This is a genomic window from Streptomyces sp. NPDC002886 (genome assembly GCF_042888445.1).
Taxonomy (GTDB): domain Bacteria; phylum Actinomycetota; class Actinomycetes; order Streptomycetales; family Streptomycetaceae; genus Streptomyces.
Genome location: NZ_JBIAPV010000003.1, coordinates 989,927 through 1,008,141 on the forward strand (window position 1 = coordinate 989,927; position 18,215 = coordinate 1,008,141).

Annotated in this window: 15 protein-coding genes; 6 read left to right on the plus strand and 9 right to left on the minus strand. The window is 71.2% G+C overall.

The window, feature by feature from the left end:
• Positions 1–40: 40 nt before the first annotated feature.
• Positions 41–2,629 carry a serine/threonine-protein kinase gene (locus tag ACFYYB_RS16775; RefSeq protein ID WP_389435939.1) on the minus strand — a complete coding sequence of 863 codons (2,589 nt, stop codon included), beginning with the start codon at positions 2,627–2,629 and terminating at the stop codon, positions 41–43.
• A gap of 149 nt (positions 2,630–2,778) precedes the next feature.
• Positions 2,779–4,497 (minus strand): glycerol-3-phosphate dehydrogenase/oxidase, encoded by a 1,719-nt coding sequence (locus tag ACFYYB_RS16780; RefSeq protein ID WP_389435940.1) that lies wholly within the window; start codon positions 4,495–4,497, stop codon positions 2,779–2,781.
• A gap of 375 nt (positions 4,498–4,872) precedes the next feature.
• Here ACFYYB_RS16780 and ACFYYB_RS16785 point away from each other — a divergent pair, with 375 nt between their 5' ends.
• Together ACFYYB_RS16785 and ACFYYB_RS16790 are read left to right on the plus strand one after the other, a co-directional pair.
• A complete protein-coding gene (locus tag ACFYYB_RS16785; protein WP_389435941.1) occupies positions 4,873–6,102 on the plus strand; it encodes a nucleotide sugar dehydrogenase in 1,230 nt (409 codons plus the stop codon).
• Positions 6,103–6,239: 137 nt separating this feature from the next.
• Positions 6,240–6,782, plus strand: coding sequence for a hypothetical protein (locus ACFYYB_RS16790; protein ID WP_389435942.1), 543 nt, complete (start codon positions 6,240–6,242; stop codon positions 6,780–6,782).
• 107 nt (positions 6,783–6,889) lie between these two features.
• Here ACFYYB_RS16790 and ACFYYB_RS16795 read toward each other — a convergent pair whose 3' ends face one another.
• The 4 genes from ACFYYB_RS16795 to ACFYYB_RS16810 form a co-directional block, all read right to left on the minus strand.
• The gene (locus ACFYYB_RS16795; RefSeq protein WP_383952118.1) at positions 6,890–8,014 is read right to left on the minus strand and encodes a GuaB3 family IMP dehydrogenase-related protein; all 1,125 of its coding nucleotides are present in this window, start codon (positions 8,012–8,014) and stop codon (positions 6,890–6,892) included.
• A 156-nt stretch (positions 8,015–8,170) separates the two neighbouring features.
• Positions 8,171–9,676 carry an IMP dehydrogenase gene (guaB, locus tag ACFYYB_RS16800; RefSeq protein WP_250744118.1) on the minus strand — a complete coding sequence of 502 codons (1,506 nt, stop codon included), beginning with the start codon at positions 9,674–9,676 and terminating at the stop codon, positions 8,171–8,173.
• 168 nt (positions 9,677–9,844) lie between these two features.
• The gene (locus tag ACFYYB_RS16805; protein WP_389435943.1) at positions 9,845–10,474 is read right to left on the minus strand and encodes a sigma-70 family RNA polymerase sigma factor; all 630 of its coding nucleotides are present in this window, start codon (positions 10,472–10,474) and stop codon (positions 9,845–9,847) included.
• A 376-nt stretch (positions 10,475–10,850) separates the two neighbouring features.
• A complete protein-coding gene (locus tag ACFYYB_RS16810; protein ID WP_003948568.1) occupies positions 10,851–11,462 on the minus strand; it encodes a response regulator transcription factor in 612 nt (203 codons plus the stop codon).
• A gap of 379 nt (positions 11,463–11,841) precedes the next feature.
• Here ACFYYB_RS16810 and ACFYYB_RS16815 point away from each other — a divergent pair, with 379 nt between their 5' ends.
• Positions 11,842–12,177 (plus strand): WhiB family transcriptional regulator, encoded by a 336-nt coding sequence (locus ACFYYB_RS16815; protein WP_327305055.1) that lies wholly within the window; start codon positions 11,842–11,844, stop codon positions 12,175–12,177.
• 242 nt (positions 12,178–12,419) lie between these two features.
• Here the strand turns inward: ACFYYB_RS16815 and ACFYYB_RS16820 are convergent, their stop codons facing one another.
• Positions 12,420–13,319 carry a LysR family transcriptional regulator gene (locus ACFYYB_RS16820; protein WP_389435944.1) on the minus strand — a complete coding sequence of 300 codons (900 nt, stop codon included), beginning with the start codon at positions 13,317–13,319 and terminating at the stop codon, positions 12,420–12,422.
• A gap of 78 nt (positions 13,320–13,397) precedes the next feature.
• On the opposite strand from ACFYYB_RS16820, the gene ACFYYB_RS16825 reads away from it, so the two are divergent.
• From ACFYYB_RS16825 to ACFYYB_RS16835, 3 genes are all read left to right on the plus strand, one after another.
• Complete coding sequence (locus ACFYYB_RS16825) at positions 13,398–14,075, plus strand: MOSC domain-containing protein (protein ID WP_389435945.1); 678 nt, start codon at positions 13,398–13,400, stop codon at positions 14,073–14,075.
• Positions 14,076–14,084: 9 nt separating this feature from the next.
• The gene (locus ACFYYB_RS16830; protein ID WP_389435946.1) at positions 14,085–14,858 is read left to right on the plus strand and encodes an SDR family NAD(P)-dependent oxidoreductase; all 774 of its coding nucleotides are present in this window, start codon (positions 14,085–14,087) and stop codon (positions 14,856–14,858) included.
• 105 nt (positions 14,859–14,963) lie between these two features.
• Positions 14,964–15,662 (plus strand): ester cyclase, encoded by a 699-nt coding sequence (locus ACFYYB_RS16835; RefSeq protein WP_389435947.1) that lies wholly within the window; start codon positions 14,964–14,966, stop codon positions 15,660–15,662.
• A gap of 116 nt (positions 15,663–15,778) precedes the next feature.
• On the opposite strand, the gene groL is transcribed toward ACFYYB_RS16835, so the two are convergent.
• Positions 15,779–17,410, minus strand: a complete 1,632-nt coding sequence (gene groL, locus ACFYYB_RS16840; protein WP_327254515.1) for a chaperonin GroEL — start codon at positions 17,408–17,410, stop codon at positions 15,779–15,781.
• A 136-nt stretch (positions 17,411–17,546) separates the two neighbouring features.
• Entirely contained in the window at positions 17,547–17,855 is a 309-nt protein-coding gene (groES, locus tag ACFYYB_RS16845) for a co-chaperone GroES (RefSeq protein ID WP_008739621.1), read from the minus strand.
• Positions 17,856–18,215: the final 360 nt, after the last annotated feature.

The following is an 18,215-nucleotide window of genomic DNA, read 5'->3' on the forward strand; positions in this document are numbered from 1 at the left end:
GGCCCTGGCGAGGCTGACCCGAGCCCGCTGGGTACGCGGGTCAGCCCAGTGGCTGAAACGTGTCGAACGCCGTGGTGCGCAGCTGCGTGCACTCCGGCGCGTCCCACTGGTCCGCGAGGCAGGTGATCATGATGGCGTAGCCGTGCGTCGCGTCCATCCGGAACCCGCGGTCGAGCACCCGGACCCGCGAGCCCTTCTGGTCCCGCTCGAACTCCCAGTCCGCGACGGTCGGGTACCCGCGGTACTCGACCTTTTCGAGGCGCAGCAGCTTGTAGTTGCTGCTGCTGCCCGCCACGCTCGGAGCCAGTTCCAGCCAGGCGGCGCGGGCGTCGTCCCTCGGCGAACTGTTGAAGTCGATCTGGATCCGCGGGAATCCGCCGTCCCGGCTGTAGATGACGCCGTTCTTCTTCCCTATCACTCCGGTCTGCTTGAAGCCCTCGGGCATGCCCATCGCGAAGTGGAAGCCGGGGTCGTTGACCTGGGCGTACCCCGGCGGCAGCCCGGGCAGGGCTCCTCCGGGCGTGGCGCCCTGACCCTGGCCGGGATTGGTCCCCGAGCCGGGCGACTGGCCCGGGTCCGGCGAAACCGCCCCCGAGCCGGGCGACTCGCCGCTCTTCGGCGAAGGAGAGGGCGAGGGCGTGGGCGAAGCCGGAGGAGGGGTCGACGAACCGGGCGCGGGGCTCGACGCGGCGGTCTTGCCGCCGCCCTTGCCGTCCTTCGGGGAGCCGCCCTTGTCGTCGTCACCGTTGACGACGTACGCGATGACCGAGCCGATGACCGCGAGCGCCACGACCACGCCGGCTATCGCGAGCGCGATGGTGCGGCGCGGCAGGACGTCGGTGATCGGGGCCGCGACGGGAGACGGGCGCGGCGACGGGGCCTCGGCGGCGGTCGCGGCCGTGGCGGCCGCGGCGGCGGCGCTGGCGGCCGCCGCCTTGCGGGCCGACTTCAACGCCGCGCGGGCACGCTCCCGCTGCTCGCGCTCACGGCGCTCGCGTTCCTTCTTCTCCGCCTTCTCCGCGGCCTTGGCCGCCTTGTCGGCCGCCGCCTGCTCGGCGGCGTCATGGGCCTCGGCGAGCGATATCTGCCGGGTTTCCTCGGGGCTCGGACCGACTACGGGGGCCGGCGGCTCGGGCGCGTCGATCACGGCGGTGAGCAGGGCCCGCGCGCGGTCGTCGTCGAGCCGGTGGGCGGGGTCCTTGACGAGGAGTCCGTAGATGACCTCGGTCAGCGGACCCGCGTTCTTCGGCGGTTCGACGGGCTCGGTCATCACGGCGGTCAGCGTCGCGAGGGCCGACCCCTTGTCGTACGGGGGAACACCCTCGACGGCGGCGTACAGCAGGCCGCCGAGCGACCACATGTCCGCCGGCGGGCCGGGCCGCTGGCCGCGGGCCCGCTCGGGCGAGATGTACGAGGGCGCGCCGACGAGCATGCCGGTGGAGGTGACGGAGGGGTCGCCCTCGACCTGGGCGATGCCGAAGTCGGTGAGGATCACGCGGCCGTTGCCATGGTCGGCGAGCAGCACGTTGGAGGGCTTCACGTCCCGGTGCAGGATGCCCTGGCGGTGGGCGGCACGCAGGACGTCGAGCACGGCGAGGCCGACTTCCGCGGCGCGGCGGGGCGTCAGCGGGCCGCTTTCACGGATGAACTCCGCGAGCGAGGGGCCCTCGATGAGCTCCATGACGATCCAGGGCCGGCCGTCCTCGTCGACGACGTCGTAGACGGTCACGGCGCCGCCGCTGCGGATCCGGGCGATGGCCTTGGCCTCGCGCAGGGTGCGGGTGATGAGGCGGCGCTTCTCGTCGTCGTCGACGCCGCTGCCGAAGCGGAGTTCCTTGACGGCGACGGTGCGGCCGAGGGTCTCGTCCTCGGCGCGCCAGACGGTGCCCATGCCGCCCTTGCCGAGGACGTCGCCGAGCCGGTACCGGCCCGCGAGCAGCCGGCCCTCGTCGTGCGGGCCCTCTTCCGCCTTGGCCGCGGCGGCCTTGACGGCGGCGGCCACCTCGTCGGCCTTGCTCACCACGGCGGACTTCGGCGCGTCCGCGGGCTCGCCCTTCACACCAACGGGCTTCGCGCCCTCGGACGCGGACGCCCCGCGGACAGGCTTCGCCTCCTCGGGCACACCCGGCTTGGCGTCCTCGGGCTCGCCCTTCACACCGACGGGCTTCGCGTCCTCGGGACCGCCCTTCACACCGACAGGCTTCGCGTCCTCGGGACCGCCCTTCACACCGACAGGCTTCGCGTCCTCGGGACCGGCGCCCTCAGCCGCGGGCTTCGCGTCCTCGGGCTCGGCCACGGCCACGGCGGCGGCCTTCGCCGCAGCCGGCTTCCGGAGCTCCGCCTTCCGCAGCTCGGGCTTCGCCTTCGCCGCGGAAGCGCCGGGCTTCGCGTCCTGCGGCCCGGCCTCCTCGGCGGCCTCGGCCGCGGCCGGGGACACCGCGTCCACGGCGGCCGGCGCGGCCTTCGCGGACCCCGCCCCGGCGGGCTTCGCCGCGGCGGCCCGCTTCGCGGCTCCCGCCGCGGGCGGCTCGGCCGGCGGCTTCGGGTCCGTCGGGGGTGCGGCCGGAGGCACCGGCGATCCCGTCCCGACAGACGGCTCCGGCGACTCGGTGTGCTCCGGCTTCGACATGCGTCCCCTCTGCGTTCGTGCCGCCTGCTCCGGTTGCCCTGGCAGCGGCCGGGGTGCCCGGTAACCCGCCCCGGCAGAACCCTCATTGTCCCTTACTCCGCAACGGACGGGAGCCCCGGGTCCACGGTTCCGCCCGCGAAGTGACGGAGTTACAACGGGACGATGTCCGGCGCCCCCAGCCGTGCGGCGTCCGCCGTCTGGTCGTCCGGCTGGCGCTGCGATTCCCGTTCCGCCTGCACCCTCTTCTCGTAGTGCTCCACTTCCTTCTCGATCTGCTGCTCGTCCCAGCCCAGCACCGGAGCCATCAACTCCGCGCATTCGCGCGCCGATCGCGTCCCCCGATCGAAGGTCTCGATCGAGATCCGCGTCCGCCGGGTCAGCACGTCGTCCAGGTGTCGCGCCCCCTCGTGCGAGGCCGCGTAGACCACCTCGGCGCGGAGGTAGTCGTCGGCTCCCGTCAGCGGCTCCCCGAGCGAGGGGTCCTCCGCGATCAGGGCCAGCAGTTCCTCCGTCAGCGAGCCGTACCGGTTCAAAAGGTGCTCCACCCGCACCACATGGAGTCCGGTCCGCGCGGCGATCCGCGCCCGGCCGTTCCACAGGGCCCGGTACCCCTCGGCCCCGACCAGCGGCACGTCCTCCGTCACGCACGGCGCGACCCGCTGGTCGAGGCCGTGCACCGCCTCGTCCACCGCGTCCTTGGCCATCACCCGGTACGTCGTGTACTTGCCGCCGGCCACGACCACCAGCCCCGGCACCGGGTGCGCCACCGTGTGTTCGCGCGAGAGCTTGCTCGTCGCGTCCGACTCCCCGGCCAGCAGCGGCCGCAGGCCCGCGTAGACACCCTGGACGTCGTCCCGGGTGAGCGGGACCGCCAGCACCGAGTTGACGTGCTCCAGCAGGTAGTCGATGTCCGCGCTCGACGCAGCCGGGTGCGCCTTGTCGAGGTCCCAGTCGGTGTCGGTGGTGCCCACGATCCAGTGCCGGCCCCACGGGATGACGAAGAGCACCGACTTCTCGGTCCGCAGGATCAGCCCGGTCGAGGAGTGGATCCGGTCCTTGGGAACGACGAGGTGGATGCCCTTCGAGGCCCGTACGTGGAACTGGCCGCGCTCCCCGATCAGCGCCTGGGTGTCGTCCGTCCACACCCCCGTGGCATTGACGATCTGCTTCGCCCGGATCTCGTACTCCCCGCCGCCCTCCACGTCCTGGACCCGCGCACCCACGACCCGCTCGCCCTCCCGCAGGAAGCCGACGACCCTCGCCCGGTTGGCGCACTGTGCCCCGTACGCGGCGGCCGTCCGGACCAAGGTGGCCACGTACCGCGCGTCGTCCATCTGGGCGTCGTAGTACTGCAGGGCGCCCACCAGCGCGTCCTTGCGCAGCGCCGGCGCGATCCGCAGGGCGCGCTTACGCGAGAGGTGGCGGTGGGTGGGCAGCCCGCGCCCGTGGCCGCTGGAGAGCGACATGGCGTCGTAGAGCGCGACGCCGGAGCCGGCATAGAACCGCTCCCATCCCTTGTGCTGCAACGGGTAGAGGAACGGCACCGGCTTCACCAGGTGCGGGGCGAGCCGCCCCAGCAGCAGGCCGCGCTCCTTGAGCGCCTCCCGCACGAGGGCGAAGTCGAGCATCTCCAGGTATCTGAGCCCGCCGTGGATGAGCTTGCTGGAACGGCTGGAGGTGCCCGAGGCCCAGTCCCTCGCCTCCACCAGCCCGGTCGCCAGGCCCCTGGTCACGGCGTCGAGGGCGGTACCGGCGCCCACCACGCCCGCACCGACCACCAGCACGTCCAGCTCCCGCTCGGCCATCCGGGCAAGCGCCTCGGCGCGCTGCACGGGCCCCAGCGAGGCCCGCCCACCACCTCCGCCCATCCCGGCACCCATCCCCGCCCCCGTCCCGGCAGCCGTCCTGGCTCCCGTCCCCGCACCCGCCCCTGCGCCCGTCCCTGCCCCTGTCCCAGTGCTCACGGCTGCCTGCCTCCCGTTGACGCGGGTCGCCCCGTCCGTCCTGTGCGGCCATCCCACCTGTCGTGGGTGATCCCGCTCACATCGCCCGTTCATGATTCTCACCGGCCGCACCCACATCAGCCACCGCCTGTGGATAACACGGAGGCGACCAAGACCCCTGAATACGACATATCTGTCATATATACGCCTAGTCTGACATTGCGCCAGCTCTCCTCCTCCACAGGACTTGCGCGCTCCGCCCCCTCATGCATGTCAGGGAAGGGAAGGGACGGCACCCCCATGCCCGCAGATCTCGCCGTCATCGGACTCGGCCATCTCGGCCTCCCGCTCGCCCAGGCAGCCGTGGCCGCCGGGATCGAGACGGTCGGCTACGACAGCGGTCCGGCGACGGACTCCACCCTCACCGCCGCCGAGATCCGCCGCATGTCGGCGGCCGGCTTCCGGGTCACCACCAACTCCGCCGAACTGGGCCGGGTCCGCACGGCCGTCATCTGCGCCCCCACCCAGCTCGGGGCCGACCGCGCGCTCGACCTGTCCGCGATCGGCGAGGCGGGCCGCACGCTCGCCGCCCGGCTGCGTCCGCACACCACCGTCATCCTCGAATCGGCGGTCCACCCCGGCGTCACCGAGGACTACCTGCGCCCGATCCTCGAATCGGGCTCCCGCCTGCGCGCCGGCCGGGACTTCCACCTGGCCTACTCCCCCAGCCGCCTCGACCCCGGCAACCGCACGCACGGCATCGCCAACACCCCCAAGGTCATCGGCGGCCTCACCCCCGCCTGCACCGAGTCCGCGCACGCCTTCTACGCCCGGCTCACCGACAAGGTGGTCCGTGCCCGCGGCCTGCGCGAGGCCGAGACGGTCCAGCTCCTCGAAACGAACTACCGGCACGTCAACATCGCCCTCATGAACGAGATGGCCGTGCTCTGCCACGACCTGGGCGTGGACCTGTGGGACGTCATCCGGTGCGCCGAGACCAAGCCGTACGGGTTCCAGGCCTTCCGCCCCGGCCCCGGAGTCGGCGGCCACGGAGTCCCCCTCGACCCCAACTACCTCCCCCACACCACCCGCACCCCGGGCCACCCGCTGCGCATGATCGGTCTGGCGCAGGAGATCAACGACCGGATGCCGCAGTACGTCATCCAGCGCAGCGCCACCCTGCTCAACGAGCACGGCAAGTCCGCGCGCGGCGCCCGCGTCCTCCTCCTGGGCGTCACCTACAAGCCGGACCTCGCCGACCAGGAGGGCTCCCCGGCCCGCGAGATCGCCAGCCGCCTCCTCGACCTCGGCGCCCTGATCAGCTACCACGACCCGTACATCGCCGGATGGCGCGTCAGGGACCAGCCGATCCCCCGCGCCGAATCGTTGTACGAGGCCGCCGCCAACGCCGATCTGACGATCCTGCTCCAGCACCACCGCACCTATGACCTGCAAGGCCTCGCGGTGAAGGCCCAGTTGCTCCTGGACACCCGGGGAGCCAGCCCGGCGGGCGCGGCGCACCGCCTGTAGGGCCGGGCCGCCCCCTCACAAACCCCTCCGCGGATGTCGCAGCCTGCTGCTAGCCTGCGGCGACTTATCTCGCGCATACACCCCCACGTCAGCCGTGCGGGCCTCGTGTGCCCAAAATCCCTGGGGGGGATTTCTCCATGAGCCAGCAGTCCCAGCCGCCCGCACCCGACGCCTCGACGCCCGCGGCCGACAGCACCGCCGCACCGGCCGACCACCGCTACCCGGGCCCGTCCGGCGCCGACTTCCTCCAGGCCCAGGCACCGGCCCCGGCGCGCCCCGCCAACGTGGGCCTCGGGATCGCCGCGGCGCTCGTCGCCGCCCTGGCCGCCGCCGCCGCGTACGGCGGCATCATGAACGCCATCGGGCGCGAGCTCATCTACGCCGCGGTCGGCGTCGGCGCGCTGGTCGGCTTCGCCGCGGGCAAGCTCGGTGGCCGCAACCCGATCCTGCCGGTCGTCGGCGCGGTCCTCGCGGTCGTCTCCGTCTTCCTGGGCGAGCTCTTCTACTACGCGCTCGCGCTCGCCGGGGCCACCGGCATCGGCCTGGGCGACGTGCTGGACACGCTCGGCGTCTCCGGCCTGGTCGACGTCTGGAAGGAGGGGACCGACGTCAAGGGCATCCTCGTCCTGGCCCTCGGCGCCTTCACCGGGTTCAGCGCCGCCAAGAAGATCGCCGGCTGAGGCGACCCCCGGTTCCCCGTACCCACCGGGGCTCCCCACGCAACGCCTGAGGCCCGGCTCCCCCGAAGGGGAGCCGGGCCTCAGGCGCGTGCGGTACGAGACGGGCCTCAGCGGCTGTGCTGCGAGTCCGCGATGGTGACCTCGACCCGCTGGAACTCCTTGAGCTCGCTGTAGCCGGTGGTGGCCATCGAGCGGCGCAGCGCGCCGAAGATGTTCATGGAGCCGTCCGGGGAGTGCGACGGGCCGGTGAGGATCTCCTCGGTGGTGCCGACCGTACCGAGGTCGACCTTCTTGCCGCGCGGCACGTCCTCGTGGACGGCCTCCATGCCCCAGTGGAAGCCCTTGCCGGGCGCGTCCGTGGCACGGGCCAGCGGGGAGCCCATCATCACGGCGTCGGCGCCGCAGGCGACGGCCTTCGGGATGTCGCCGGACCAGCCCACGCCGCCGTCGGCGATGACGTGCACGTAGCGGCCGCCGGACTCGTCCATGTAGTCGCGGCGGGCCGCGGCCACGTCGGCGACGGCGGTGGCCATCGGGACCTGGATGCCGAGCACGTTGCGCGTGGTGTGCGCGGCGCCGCCGCCGAAGCCGACCAGGACACCGGCCGCGCCGGTGCGCATCAGGTGCAGGGCCGCGGTGTAGGTGGCGCAGCCGCCCACGATGACCGGGACGTCGAGCTCGTAGATGAACTGCTTGAGGTTCAGCGGCTCGGCGGCGCCGGAGACGTGCTCCGCCGACACGGTGGTGCCGCGGATCACGAAGATGTCCACGCCCGCGTCGACGACGGCCTTGGAGAACTCGGCCGTGCGCTGCGGGGAGAGGGCGGCGGCGGTGACGACTCCGGAGTCGCGCACCTCCTTGATCCGCTGACGGATCAGGTCCGCCTGGATGGGAGCGGAGTAGATCTCCTGGAGACGGCGGGTGGCGGTCTCCTCGTCCAGCTCCGCGATCTCGTCGAGCAGCGGCTGCGGGTCCTCGTACCGGGTCCACAGACCTTCGAGGTTCAGCACGCCGAGGCCGCCGAGCTCGCCGATGCGGATGGCGGTCTGCGGGGAGACGACCGAGTCCATGGGGGCGGCCAGGAACGGGAGCTCGAAGCGGTAGGCGTCGATCTGCCAGGCGATCGAGACCTCCTTCGGGTCCCGGGTACGGCGGCTGGGGACGATGGCGATGTCATCGAACGCGTACGCCCTGCGGCCGCGCTTGCCGCGCCCGATCTCGATCTCAGTCACGTGTGGTGGCCTTTCCTGTGGGTCTGCCCGTCCAGTATCCCCGAACCCCGGCGCGCCGCGTTCCGGTGACCGCTGTACGGACGCACGCACCGGGCACGCCGGAGGGGCGGGCCCGCGCGGGCCCGCCCCTCCGGTACTGCGTGGATGCCGCTCCGATCAGCCCTTGCGGCTGTAGTTCGGCGCCTCGACCGTCATCTGGATGTCGTGCGGGTGGCTCTCCTTGAGCCCCGCCGAGGTGATCCGGACGAACCGGCCCCGGTCCTGGAGCTCCGGCACCGTACGGCCGCCGACGTAGAACATCGACTGGCGCAGGCCGCCGACGAGCTGGTGCACGACCGCGGAGAGCGGACCTCGGTACGGGACCTGGCCCTCGATGCCCTCGGGGATGAGCTTGTCGTCGCCGCCCACGCCCTCCTGGAAGTAGCGGTCCTTGGAGAAGGACTTGCGGTCTCCGCGGGACTGCATCGCGCCGAGCGAGCCCATGCCGCGGTACGACTTGAACTGCTTGCCGTTGATGAAGAGCAGCTCGCCCGGGGACTCCTCGCAGCCCGCGAGCAGCGAGCCGAGCATCACGGTGTCGGCGCCCGCCACGAGGGCCTTGGCGATGTCGCCGGAGTACTGCAGGCCGCCGTCGCCGATGACCGGCACTCCGGCCGCCTTGGCGGCGAGCGAGGCCTCGTAGATGGCGGTGACCTGTGGGACGCCGATGCCGGCGACGACGCGGGTGGTGCAGATGGAGCCGGGGCCGACGCCGACCTTGATGCCGTCGCAGCCGGCGTCGATGAGGGCCTGGGCACCGTCGCGGGTGGCGATGTTGCCGCCGATGACGTCGACCGTCGAGTTCGACTTGATCTTGGAGACCATGTCGCCGACGAGGCGGGAGTGACCGTGGGCGGTGTCGACGACGATGAAGTCGGCGCCCGCCTCGATCAGGGCCTGGGCCCGCTCGTACGCGTCGCCCGCGACGCCGACGGCCGCGCCGACGAGCAGCCGGCCGTCCTTGTCCTTGGCGGCGTTCGGGTACTTCTCGGCCTTGACGAAGTCCTTGACCGTGATGAGGCCCTTGAGCAGGCCGGCCTCGTCGACGAGCGGCAGCTTCTCGATCTTGTGGCGGCGCAGCAGCTCCATGGCGTCCACGCCGGAGATGCCCACCTTGCCCGTGACCAGCGGCATCGGGGTCATGACCTCGCGCACCTGGCGGCTGCGGTCCGACTCGAAGGCCATGTCGCGGTTGGTGACGATGCCGAGCAGCTTGCCCGCCGGGTCCGTGACCGGGACGCCGGAGATGCGGAACTTCGCGCAGAGCTCGTCGGCTTCGCGCAGGGTCGCGTCCGGGTGCACCGTGATGGGGTCGGTGACCATGCCGGACTCGGAGCGCTTGACCAGGTCGACCTGGTTGGCCTGGTCGGCGATGGAGAGGTTGCGGTGCAGGACGCCGACGCCGCCCTGGCGGGCCATCGCGATGGCCATCCGGGCCTCGGTGACCTTGTCCATGGCGGCGGAGAGCAGCGGGACGTTCACGCGCACGTTGCGGGAGATGAGCGAGGACGTGTCAATGGCGTCCGGTGACATGTCCGAGGAGCCCGGGAGCAGGAGCACGTCGTCATAAGTGAGGCCGAGCGTGGCGAATTTGTCGGGCACTCCGTCGGCGTTCACAGTCATGACACCTTCCAAGATGGTCTTGCTCAGCGCGGATGTCCATGCTAACGGGATCCCGACGCCTCTCATTCCACGACGAAGATCGATGCCAAGATTCGTATCTTCCTACGAGGAAAGGCCCGTACGGCCTACGGGAAAACCTCGCAGCGCCTACGAGAAGACCCGTACGGCCTACTGCTCGGCGAGCGCGCGGAGCCGGCTCAGCGCCCGGTGCTGGGCGACGCGCACCGCCCCGGGGGACATTCCGAGCATCTGCCCGGTCTCTTCGGCGGTCAGCCCTACGGCCACGCGCAGGACGAGGAGCTCGCGCTGGTTCTCCGGAAGGTTGGCGAGCAGCTTCTTGGCCCAGGCGGCGTCACTGCTCAGCAGTGCGCGCTCCTCCGGCCCCAGGGAGTCGTCGGGCCGCTCCGGCATCTCGTCGGAGGGCACGGCCGTACTGCCCGGATGGCGCATGGCGGCCCGCTGGAGATCGGCGACCTTGTGCGCGGCGATGGCGAAGACGAAGGCCTCGAAGGGGCGTCCGGTGTCGCGGTAGCGCGGCAGGGCCATCAGGACGGCGACGCAGACCTCCTGCGCCAGGTCCTCCACGAAGTGACGAGCGTCACCCGGAAGTCGCGACAGGCGGGAGCGGCAGTAGCGGATGGCGAGGGGGTGCACGAAGGCCAGCAGATCGTGGGTGGCCTGCTCGTCGCCCTCCACCGCACGGCGTACGAGCGCGCTCACGGTGCCGTCGCCGCTGTTCCGGGAGGCGCCGCGGCCCCCTGTGGTCGCGGGTGACCCCGGGGCCTCGTCGTCGCGCATCAATCCATGGTGCCTTGGCGCCGGGGCATTCGCGGCACCGCGGCCCGTGTTGTGCGTCGAAGCGTTATGCGTCGACGGGTCGTGCGGGGTGGGTGCACCGGAACTCATGGTCTGGCCCTCCCCTCCCGCTCGGCCGAATCGTCCCCGCGGCGACATCTCCAGGATGCGCCACACCCTCAAGCATGCGGCATCGCGCCCGAAGCGACACGTCCCCCGGATTGTGCACCGTCAATCCCCCGCGCGCACCAGGGTGCGGCGGATCGGACGGCGGGAGATTCCGGAGGGCGGCCGGGACCGCGGGTCCGGGGTGGGCCGGGGGCCGGACGGGCCGGCCGCCGGCGGCACCGCCGGCCGGTGAGGGCCGGCGGACCTGCGGTCAGCGGACCAGGCCCCAGCGGAACCCGAGCGCCACGGCGTGCGCCCGGTCGGACGCACCCAGCTTCTTGAACAACCGGCGGGCGTGGGTCTTGACCGTGTCCTCGGAGAGGAAGAGCTCGCGCCCGATCTCCGCGTTGGACCGGCCGTGACTCATGCCCTCCAGCACCTGGATCTCGCGTGCGGTGAGCGTGGGCGCGGCGCCCATCTCGGCCGAACGGAGCCGGCGCGGGGCCAGCCTCCAGGTCGGGTCGGCGAGGGCCTGGGTGACCGTGGCCCGCAGTTCGGCGCGCGAGGCGTCCTTGTGCAGGTAGCCCCGGGCGCCGGCGGCGACCGCGAGGGCCACGCCGTCCAGGTCCTCGGCGACCGTCAGCATGATGATGCGGGCCCCGGGATCGGCCGAGAGCAGCCGGCGCACCGTCTCCACACCGCCGAGCCCGGGCATCCGTACATCCATCAGAATCAGGTCGGAACGGTCGGCACCCCAGCGGCGGAGGACTTCCTCGCCGTTGGCAGCCGTCGTCACACGCTCGACGCCGGGCACGGTGGCAACCGCGCGACGGAGCGCCTCTCGGGCAAGCGGGGAGTCGTCGCAGACGAGGACGGATGTCATGACCGCCCTCCGCAGCTGCTGATGCGCGTCACCTTGAGCCTCCAGGCTGGTACGTATCGTCACCTGTGCGGTCGATGCCCCCGGACACATGTCCGAGAACTTCTTGGTTCAACCGCCTTCGCACTCTCAACGATGGTCACTCGAAAGAGTTACGGGTCGGACGGACACCTTCGGCACTCTACGTGAGGAAGCGAACACAAGGCAGGAGCCACTCGCCGCGTGTCCTCCAGATGACGGTATGCCCTATTTGGCGGCTTTCCTTCCGTTTGGCGCATGTCTGAGGCTAGATTCCCAATGAGTCATATTTACATCTACTACGACAGTAGGTGTGGAGACATGGACCGTATCCGCCTCAGTACCGGCACCAAGAGGACTACCAATGGCAGATTTCTCCCGCCTCCCCGGACCGAACGCCGACCTCTGGGACTGGCAGCTGCTGGCTGCCTGCCGCGGGGTCGACAGCTCCCTCTTCTTCCACCCGGAAGGCGAGCGGGGCGCGGCCAGGAGCGCGCGCGAGACCTCGGCTAAAGAGGTCTGCATGCGATGCCCGGTGCGTTCTGAATGCGCCGCGCACGCACTCGCCGTCCGTGAGCCCTACGGGGTGTGGGGCGGCCTCACCGAGGACGAACGCGAAGAACTGATGGGCCGCGCCCGCCATCGCCTGATCCCGGCGACCACCGCGATCGGGCCGAGCGCGCCGATCGCCCCGCACTGACCGGGCTCCACACGAAACGACCGAAGGAACGTTTCGCCGATCTGATCGGCACACGCAGCACCGGCACACGCAGCACCGACGCGCACGGGTGTGCCGCGCACCGGACCGGGCTGCCACCCGACCGGCCGTACCGCCGTACGGTCCTTCGCGTGGCGGCCCCGTCCGCCGCGGGATCCGGCCACCCGGCCCATCGGCGCCCGGGCCGGCCGGCCGCGGGCGCCCGGACCGAGCGTGCCCGGCCGTCAGCGCCGGGCGGCCCGCTCCAGCTGGACCAGGGTCGCGGCCACCGCCGGCACCCTGGCCAGATCGGGCAGGGTCAGCGCGACGACCTCCCGCTCGACGGCCGGTTCCACGACGAGGGTGCTCACGCCCTTGGCCCGTACGGACTCCACCGCGAGCTCCGGCAGCACCGCGACCCCGAGCCCGGCCCCGACCAGGCCGACCACGGCCGGGTAGTCGTCGGTGGCGAAGTCGATGCGCGGGGTGAAACCGACCGCCTCGCACACCTCCACCAGATGGCGGCGGCAGCGCGGACAGCCCGCGATCCAGGGCTCGTCGGCCAGCTCCGCCATGCCCACCCGCTCCGCTCCCGCCAGCCGGTGCCCTTCGGGAACCAGTCCGACGAGCCGGTCGGTCAGCAGCGGTCGGACCACGAGGTCCTCCCACTCGGCCGCCGATCCCGAGGCGCCGCCGTAGCGGAAGGCCAGCGCCAGATCGCAGTCCCCCTCGCGCAGCATCTCCACCGAGCGCGGCGGCTCCGCCTCGACCAGCGAGATCCGGGTCCCCGGATGCTCGGCGCGCATCGCCGCGAGGGCGGTCGGCACCAGCGTGGAACTGCCGCTGGGGAAGGAGACCAGCCGGACCCGCCCGGCGCGCAGCCCGGCGATGGCCGCCACCTCCTCCTCCGCGGCCGTCAGTCCGGCGAGGATCCCGGCGGCATGCCGGACCAGCGCCTCACCGGCCTGGGTGAGGCGCATCTCGCGCCCGGTGCGGATCAGCAGCGGGGTGCCGGCGGACTGCTCCAGCGCCTTCATCTGCTGGGAGACGGCCGGCTGGGTGCAGCCGAGCTCGCGGGCGGCGGCGGAGAAGGACCCGGTTCCGGCGACAGCGCGCAGAACTCGGAGATGACGTGCCTCGATCACCCTTCGAGCATAAGGGGTGCTTTGATCTCGGCGCGAATACCCCCGGCCGCCTTTGAGGTGATCGGCTAGCGTGGTGCCATGCATCTGATCTCCGTGAACCTCGGCCGCGCGACGGCCGTCGACTACACCGACGCCCCGGACGGGCTGACCGGTCACGGCAAGATCCCCGCGCCGGGCCCCGTACGGGTCTTCGCTCCGGGCCCCAAGGGCGTCGGCGCGAGCGGCGTCGAAGGGGACGACGTCTGTCACCTGCGCCATCACGGCGGTGACCACCAGGCCGTGTACGCGTACGCCCGCGAGGACCTGGAATGGTGGGAGCGGGAGCTCGGCCGCGAACTGCCCGGCGGGACCTTCGGCGAGAACTTCACCACCTCCGGACTCGACGTGAACGGCGCGCTGCTCGGCGAGCGCTGGCGGGTCGGCCCCGACCTGATCCTGGAGGTGGCCTCGGCCCGCATCCCGTGCCGGACCTTCCAGGGGATCCTCGGCGAGAGGGCCTGGGTCAAGCGGTTCACCCAGGAGGCCCGGCCGGGCGCCTACCTGCGGGTCCTGCGGGAAGGCTCGGTCTCCCCCGGGGACACCATCGAGGTCGTGCACCGCCCCGACCACGAGGTGACGGTGGCGTTCTGGTTCCGCGCCTTCACCACCCAGCGGGAGCTGCTGCCGCACACGCTGGCGGCGGGTGACGCGCTGGAGCCGGGAGCCCGGGACAAGGCGCTGGCCCACGTGGAGAAGTACGGGAAGCCGGGCGACTAGGTTGCGCCTATGACGACTGCGTTGATTACGGGATCCACGGCGGGCATCGGCGCCGCCTTCGCCCGGCGGCTCGCCGCCCAGGGGAACAACCTCGTCCTGGTGGCGCGGGACACCAAGCGCCTCGGGGAGCAGGCCACCGAGCTGCACGACCGGCACGGCATCGAGGCCGAGGTGCTGGCCGCCGACCTCTCCACCGAGGAGGGCATCGCGGCGGTCGAGGAGCGCCTCGCCGACCGCAAGCACCCCGTGGACCTGCTGGTGAACAACGCGGGCTTCGGCAACAAGGGCCGCTACCTCGAAGTGTCCATGGCCGACGAGCTGACCATGCTGAAGGTCCACATCGAGGCCGTGCTGCGGCTGACCTCGGCGGCCGTGGAGCCGATGCGCTCGCGCGGGCGCGGCGGCGTGATCAACGTGGCCTCGGTGGCCGCCTTCCTGCCGCGCGGCACGTACGGGGCGAGCAAGGCCTGGGTCGTGCAGTTCACCCAGGGCGCGGCCAAGGACCTGACGGGCTCGGGCGTACGGATGATGGCGCTGTGCCCGGGCTTCGTGCGCACCGAGTTCCACGAGCGGGCCGGCATGGGCACGGACAACATCCCCGGCTGGATGTGGCTCGACGCCGACAAGCTGGTGGCCGCGGCGCTGGCCGATCTGGCGCGGGGCAAGACGGTGTCGATCCCGGATCCGCGGTACAAGGCGCTGATGGGCGTGGTGAAGCTGACCCCGCGGGGGCTGCTGGGCGGGGTGTCCTCGCGCACGGGGCGCAAATACGGGCCGCAATAGTCGGGGCGCGAATCCCGCATCCCGTGGTGACCTGTGGGTAAACGGGGCATATGGGTGAAATCTCCCTAGACTGGATGTGTCCCATCCAGCGCGGGAGGCGACGCGATGACATTCGTACAAGTGATCGACTACGAGACCAAGCGCTTCGACGAGATGAACAGTCTCATCGACCGCTATGCCGAGCAGACCGCCGGCAAGCGCACGGTCACCCACACGCTCATCGGCAGGGATCGCGACTCCAAGACCCACTACGTGGACCTCGTCGAATTCCCCTCGTACGAAGAGGCCATGAGGAACTCCTCGCTCCCGGAAACCGACCGGATGTTCCAGGAGATGGTGGCGCTCTGCGAAGGCATGCCGAAGTTCATGAACCTCGACGTGGTCCGTGACGAGTACCTCAACAAGCTCGTCGTGAACCGCTTCCTCGAGGAGGTCGTGGGCAAGGGCAACTTCGACGTCATCGAGGAGTGCATCGCCGCCGACTACATGACCCACGACATCATGGAGAAGGCGGGCGAGGGCGGCGGCCGCGAGGGCATCCGCAAGACCGTCGGCATGTGGCGGAGCGCCTTCGACATGACCTTCGACATGACGCGCCAGGTCGCCGAAGGCGACTGCGTCACCACCCTGTGGGACTGGAAGGGCACCCACAAGGGCGAGTTCATGGGGGTCGCGCCGACCGGCAAGGAATTCACCATGTCGGGTTGTACGACCTGCCGGATCGAGAACGGCCAGATCGCCGAGGACTGGTGGTACTACGACGCACCGGGCCTGATGCGCCAGATGGGCATGATGCCCGGATAGCAGCGGACAGCCCCGGACAGCAGACGGGAAAGCCCCGGTCACCACCGCTTGGCAGTGGTGACCGGGGCTTTCCCGTACTTACCGACCGTTCTTACCGGCCGCGCTCACTGACGAGGTCAGTGGCTGTGGCCGTGGCCACCGTGGCCGTGACCGGCGTCGCCCTCGTCGTCGGCCGGCTTCTCGACGACCAGGGTCTCGGTCGTGAGCAGCAGCGACGCGATGGAAGCGGCGTTCTCCAGCGCGGAGCGGGTGACCTTGACCGGGTCGATGACGCCGGCCTTGACCAGGTCGCCGTACTCGCCGGTGGCGGCGTTGAAGCCCTGGCCCTTCTCGAGCTCGGCGACCTTCGCGGTGATGACGTAGCCCTCGAGGCCGGCGTTCTCCGCGATCCAGCGCAGCGGCTCGACGGCGGCGCGGCGCACGACCGCGACACCGGTGGCCTCGTCGCCCGACAGGCCGAGGTTGCCTTCCAGCACCTTCACGGCGTGGACGAGAGCGGAGCCACCGCCGGAGACGATGCCCTCCTCGACCGCGGCGCGGGTCGCCGAGATGGCGTCCTCGAGACGGTGCTTCTTCTCCTTGAGCTCCACCTCGGTGGCGGCGCCGACCTTGATGACGCAGACGCCGCCGGCGAGCTTCGCCAGGCGCTCCTGCAGCTTCTCGCGGTCCCAGTCCGAGTCGGTCGACTCGATCTCGGCCTTGATCTGGTTGACGCGGCCGAGGACCTCGTCGGAAGAGCCGCCACCGTCGACGATGGTGGTGCTGTCCTTGGAGATCGTGACGCGGCGGGCGGAGCCCAGTACGTCCAGACCGGCCTGGTCGAGCTTGAGGCCGACCTCCTCGGCGATGACGGTGGCACCGGTGAGGGTGGCCATGTCCTGGAGCATCGCCTTGCGGCGGTCACCGAAGCCGGGCGCCTTGACGGCGACGGCGTTGAAGGTGCCACGGATCTTGTTGACGACGAGGGTGGAGAGCGCCTCGCCCTCGACGTCCTCGGCGATGATCAGGAGCGGCTTGGAGGCGCCGGCCTGGATGACCTTCTCGAGCAGCGGCAGGAGGTCCTGGATGGAGGAGATCTTGCCCTGGTTGATCAGGATGTACGGGTCATCGAGGATGGCCTCCATACGCTCCTGGTCGGAGACCATGTACGGGGACAGGTAGCCCTTGTCGAAGGCCATGCCCTCGGTGAACTCGAGCTCCAGGCCGAAGGCGTTGGACTCCTCGACGGTGATGACACCGTCCTTGCCGACCTTGTCCATCGCCTCGGCGATGAGGTCACCGACCTGCTGGTCCTGCGCGGAGAGCGCGGCCACGGCGGCGATGTCGGACTTGTCCTCGATCGGACGGGCGGTCGCGAGGAGCTCCTCGGACACGGCCTTGACCGCGGCGTCGATGCCCTTCTTCAGGGCGGCCGGGGAAGCACCCGCGGCGACGTTGCGCAGACCCTCGCGGACCAGCGCCTGCGCCAGGACGGTGGCGGTGGTGGTGCCGTCACCCGCGACGTCGTTGGTCTTGGTCGCGACCTCCTTGACGAGCTGCGCGCCAAGGTTCTCGTACGGGTCGTCGAGCTCGACCTCACGGGCGATGGTGACGCCGTCGTTCGTGATGGTGGGAGCGCCGAACTTCTTGTCGATGACGACGTTGCGGCCCTTGGGGCCGATCGTCACCTTGACGGTGTCGGCGAGCTTGTTGACGCCACGCTCAAGGGCGCGACGGGCGTCCTCGTCAAACTTGAGAATCTTCGGCATGGGAGCGGTTCAGCCCTCTCGTTGCTATCCCCGGCCGCTCACCGCGACCGCCTGTCTAGAACGAACTACGCCCCTCGCCGCCCGGCATCAGCAGGGGTGACCAGGGGCGTAGCTCAAAGCAAAACTGGAGAAGTGATTACTTCTCGACGATCGCGAGCACGTCGCGGGCCGAGAGGACGAGGTACTCCTCGCCGTTGTACTTCACTTCGGTGCCGCCGTACTTGGAGTACAGGACGACGTCGCCGACGGTGACGTCCAGCGGGAGACGCTGGCCGTCCTCGAAGCGACCCGGACCCACGGCGAGGACGACGCCCTCCTGGGGCTTCTCCTTCGCGGTGTCCGGGATGACCAGGCCAGAGGCCGTGGTCTGCTCGGCGTCGAGCGGCTGGACCACAATGCGGTCCTCGAGCGGCTTGATGGCAACCTTGGAGCTGGTGGTCGTCACGATCTGACCTTCCGCTTCGGAGATCCGGGGTTAATTGTCTGAGGTGGCGACCATGTCGATCCGTCGTCGCGGGTGCCGGATCCGTCTGTCGCCGTGTTGGCACTCACCAGGGGCGAGTGCCAGACGCGAGACTATTCCGGGGATTAGCACTCGGTCAAGCGGAGTGCCAATACGCGCCGCTGGTTTCGCAGCCTTGGCAGCCTGTTCGAGCCCCTCGGGGCATCCCCGAGGCCCCGAAATCCCGTGGCTCCGGCGGGGCTGGGGTGGGGCGGTGTGGGGCTTGCTGCGGGTGGGGGTCGGTGCCGGGGGGGGGGGGGGGGGGGGGGGGGGGGGGGGGGGGGCTGTGCGGGCCGCCCGCGC

Excerpts from the sequence above, each read along its gene's own strand:
- ACFYYB_RS16830 (WP_389435946.1), top strand. The coding sequence starts at position 14,085 with ATGACGACTGCGTTGATTACGGGATCCACGGCGGGCATCGGCGCCGCC.
- ACFYYB_RS16825 (WP_389435945.1), top strand. The coding sequence starts at position 13,398 with ATGCATCTGATCTCCGTGAACCTCGGCCGCGCGACGGCCGTCGACTAC.
- ACFYYB_RS16780 (WP_389435940.1), bottom strand. The coding sequence starts at position 4,497 with ATGGGCGGAGGTGGTGGGCGGGCCTCGCTGGGGCCCGTGCAGCGCGCC.
- ACFYYB_RS16785 (WP_389435941.1), top strand. The coding sequence starts at position 4,873 with ATGCCCGCAGATCTCGCCGTCATCGGACTCGGCCATCTCGGCCTCCCG.
- ACFYYB_RS16775 (WP_389435939.1), bottom strand. The coding sequence starts at position 2,629 with ATGTCGAAGCCGGAGCACACCGAGTCGCCGGAGCCGTCTGTCGGGACG.
- guaB (WP_250744118.1), bottom strand. The coding sequence starts at position 9,676 with ATGACTGTGAACGCCGACGGAGTGCCCGACAAATTCGCCACGCTCGGC.
- ACFYYB_RS16805 (WP_389435943.1), bottom strand. The coding sequence starts at position 10,474 with ATGCGCGACGACGAGGCCCCGGGGTCACCCGCGACCACAGGGGGCCGC.
- ACFYYB_RS16810 (WP_003948568.1), bottom strand. The coding sequence starts at position 11,462 with ATGACATCCGTCCTCGTCTGCGACGACTCCCCGCTTGCCCGAGAGGCG.
- ACFYYB_RS16790 (WP_389435942.1), top strand. The coding sequence starts at position 6,240 with ATGAGCCAGCAGTCCCAGCCGCCCGCACCCGACGCCTCGACGCCCGCG.
- ACFYYB_RS16835 (WP_389435947.1), top strand. The coding sequence starts at position 14,964 with ATGACATTCGTACAAGTGATCGACTACGAGACCAAGCGCTTCGACGAG.
- ACFYYB_RS16815 (WP_327305055.1), top strand. The coding sequence starts at position 11,842 with ATGGCAGATTTCTCCCGCCTCCCCGGACCGAACGCCGACCTCTGGGAC.
- groL (WP_327254515.1), bottom strand. The coding sequence starts at position 17,410 with ATGCCGAAGATTCTCAAGTTTGACGAGGACGCCCGTCGCGCCCTTGAG.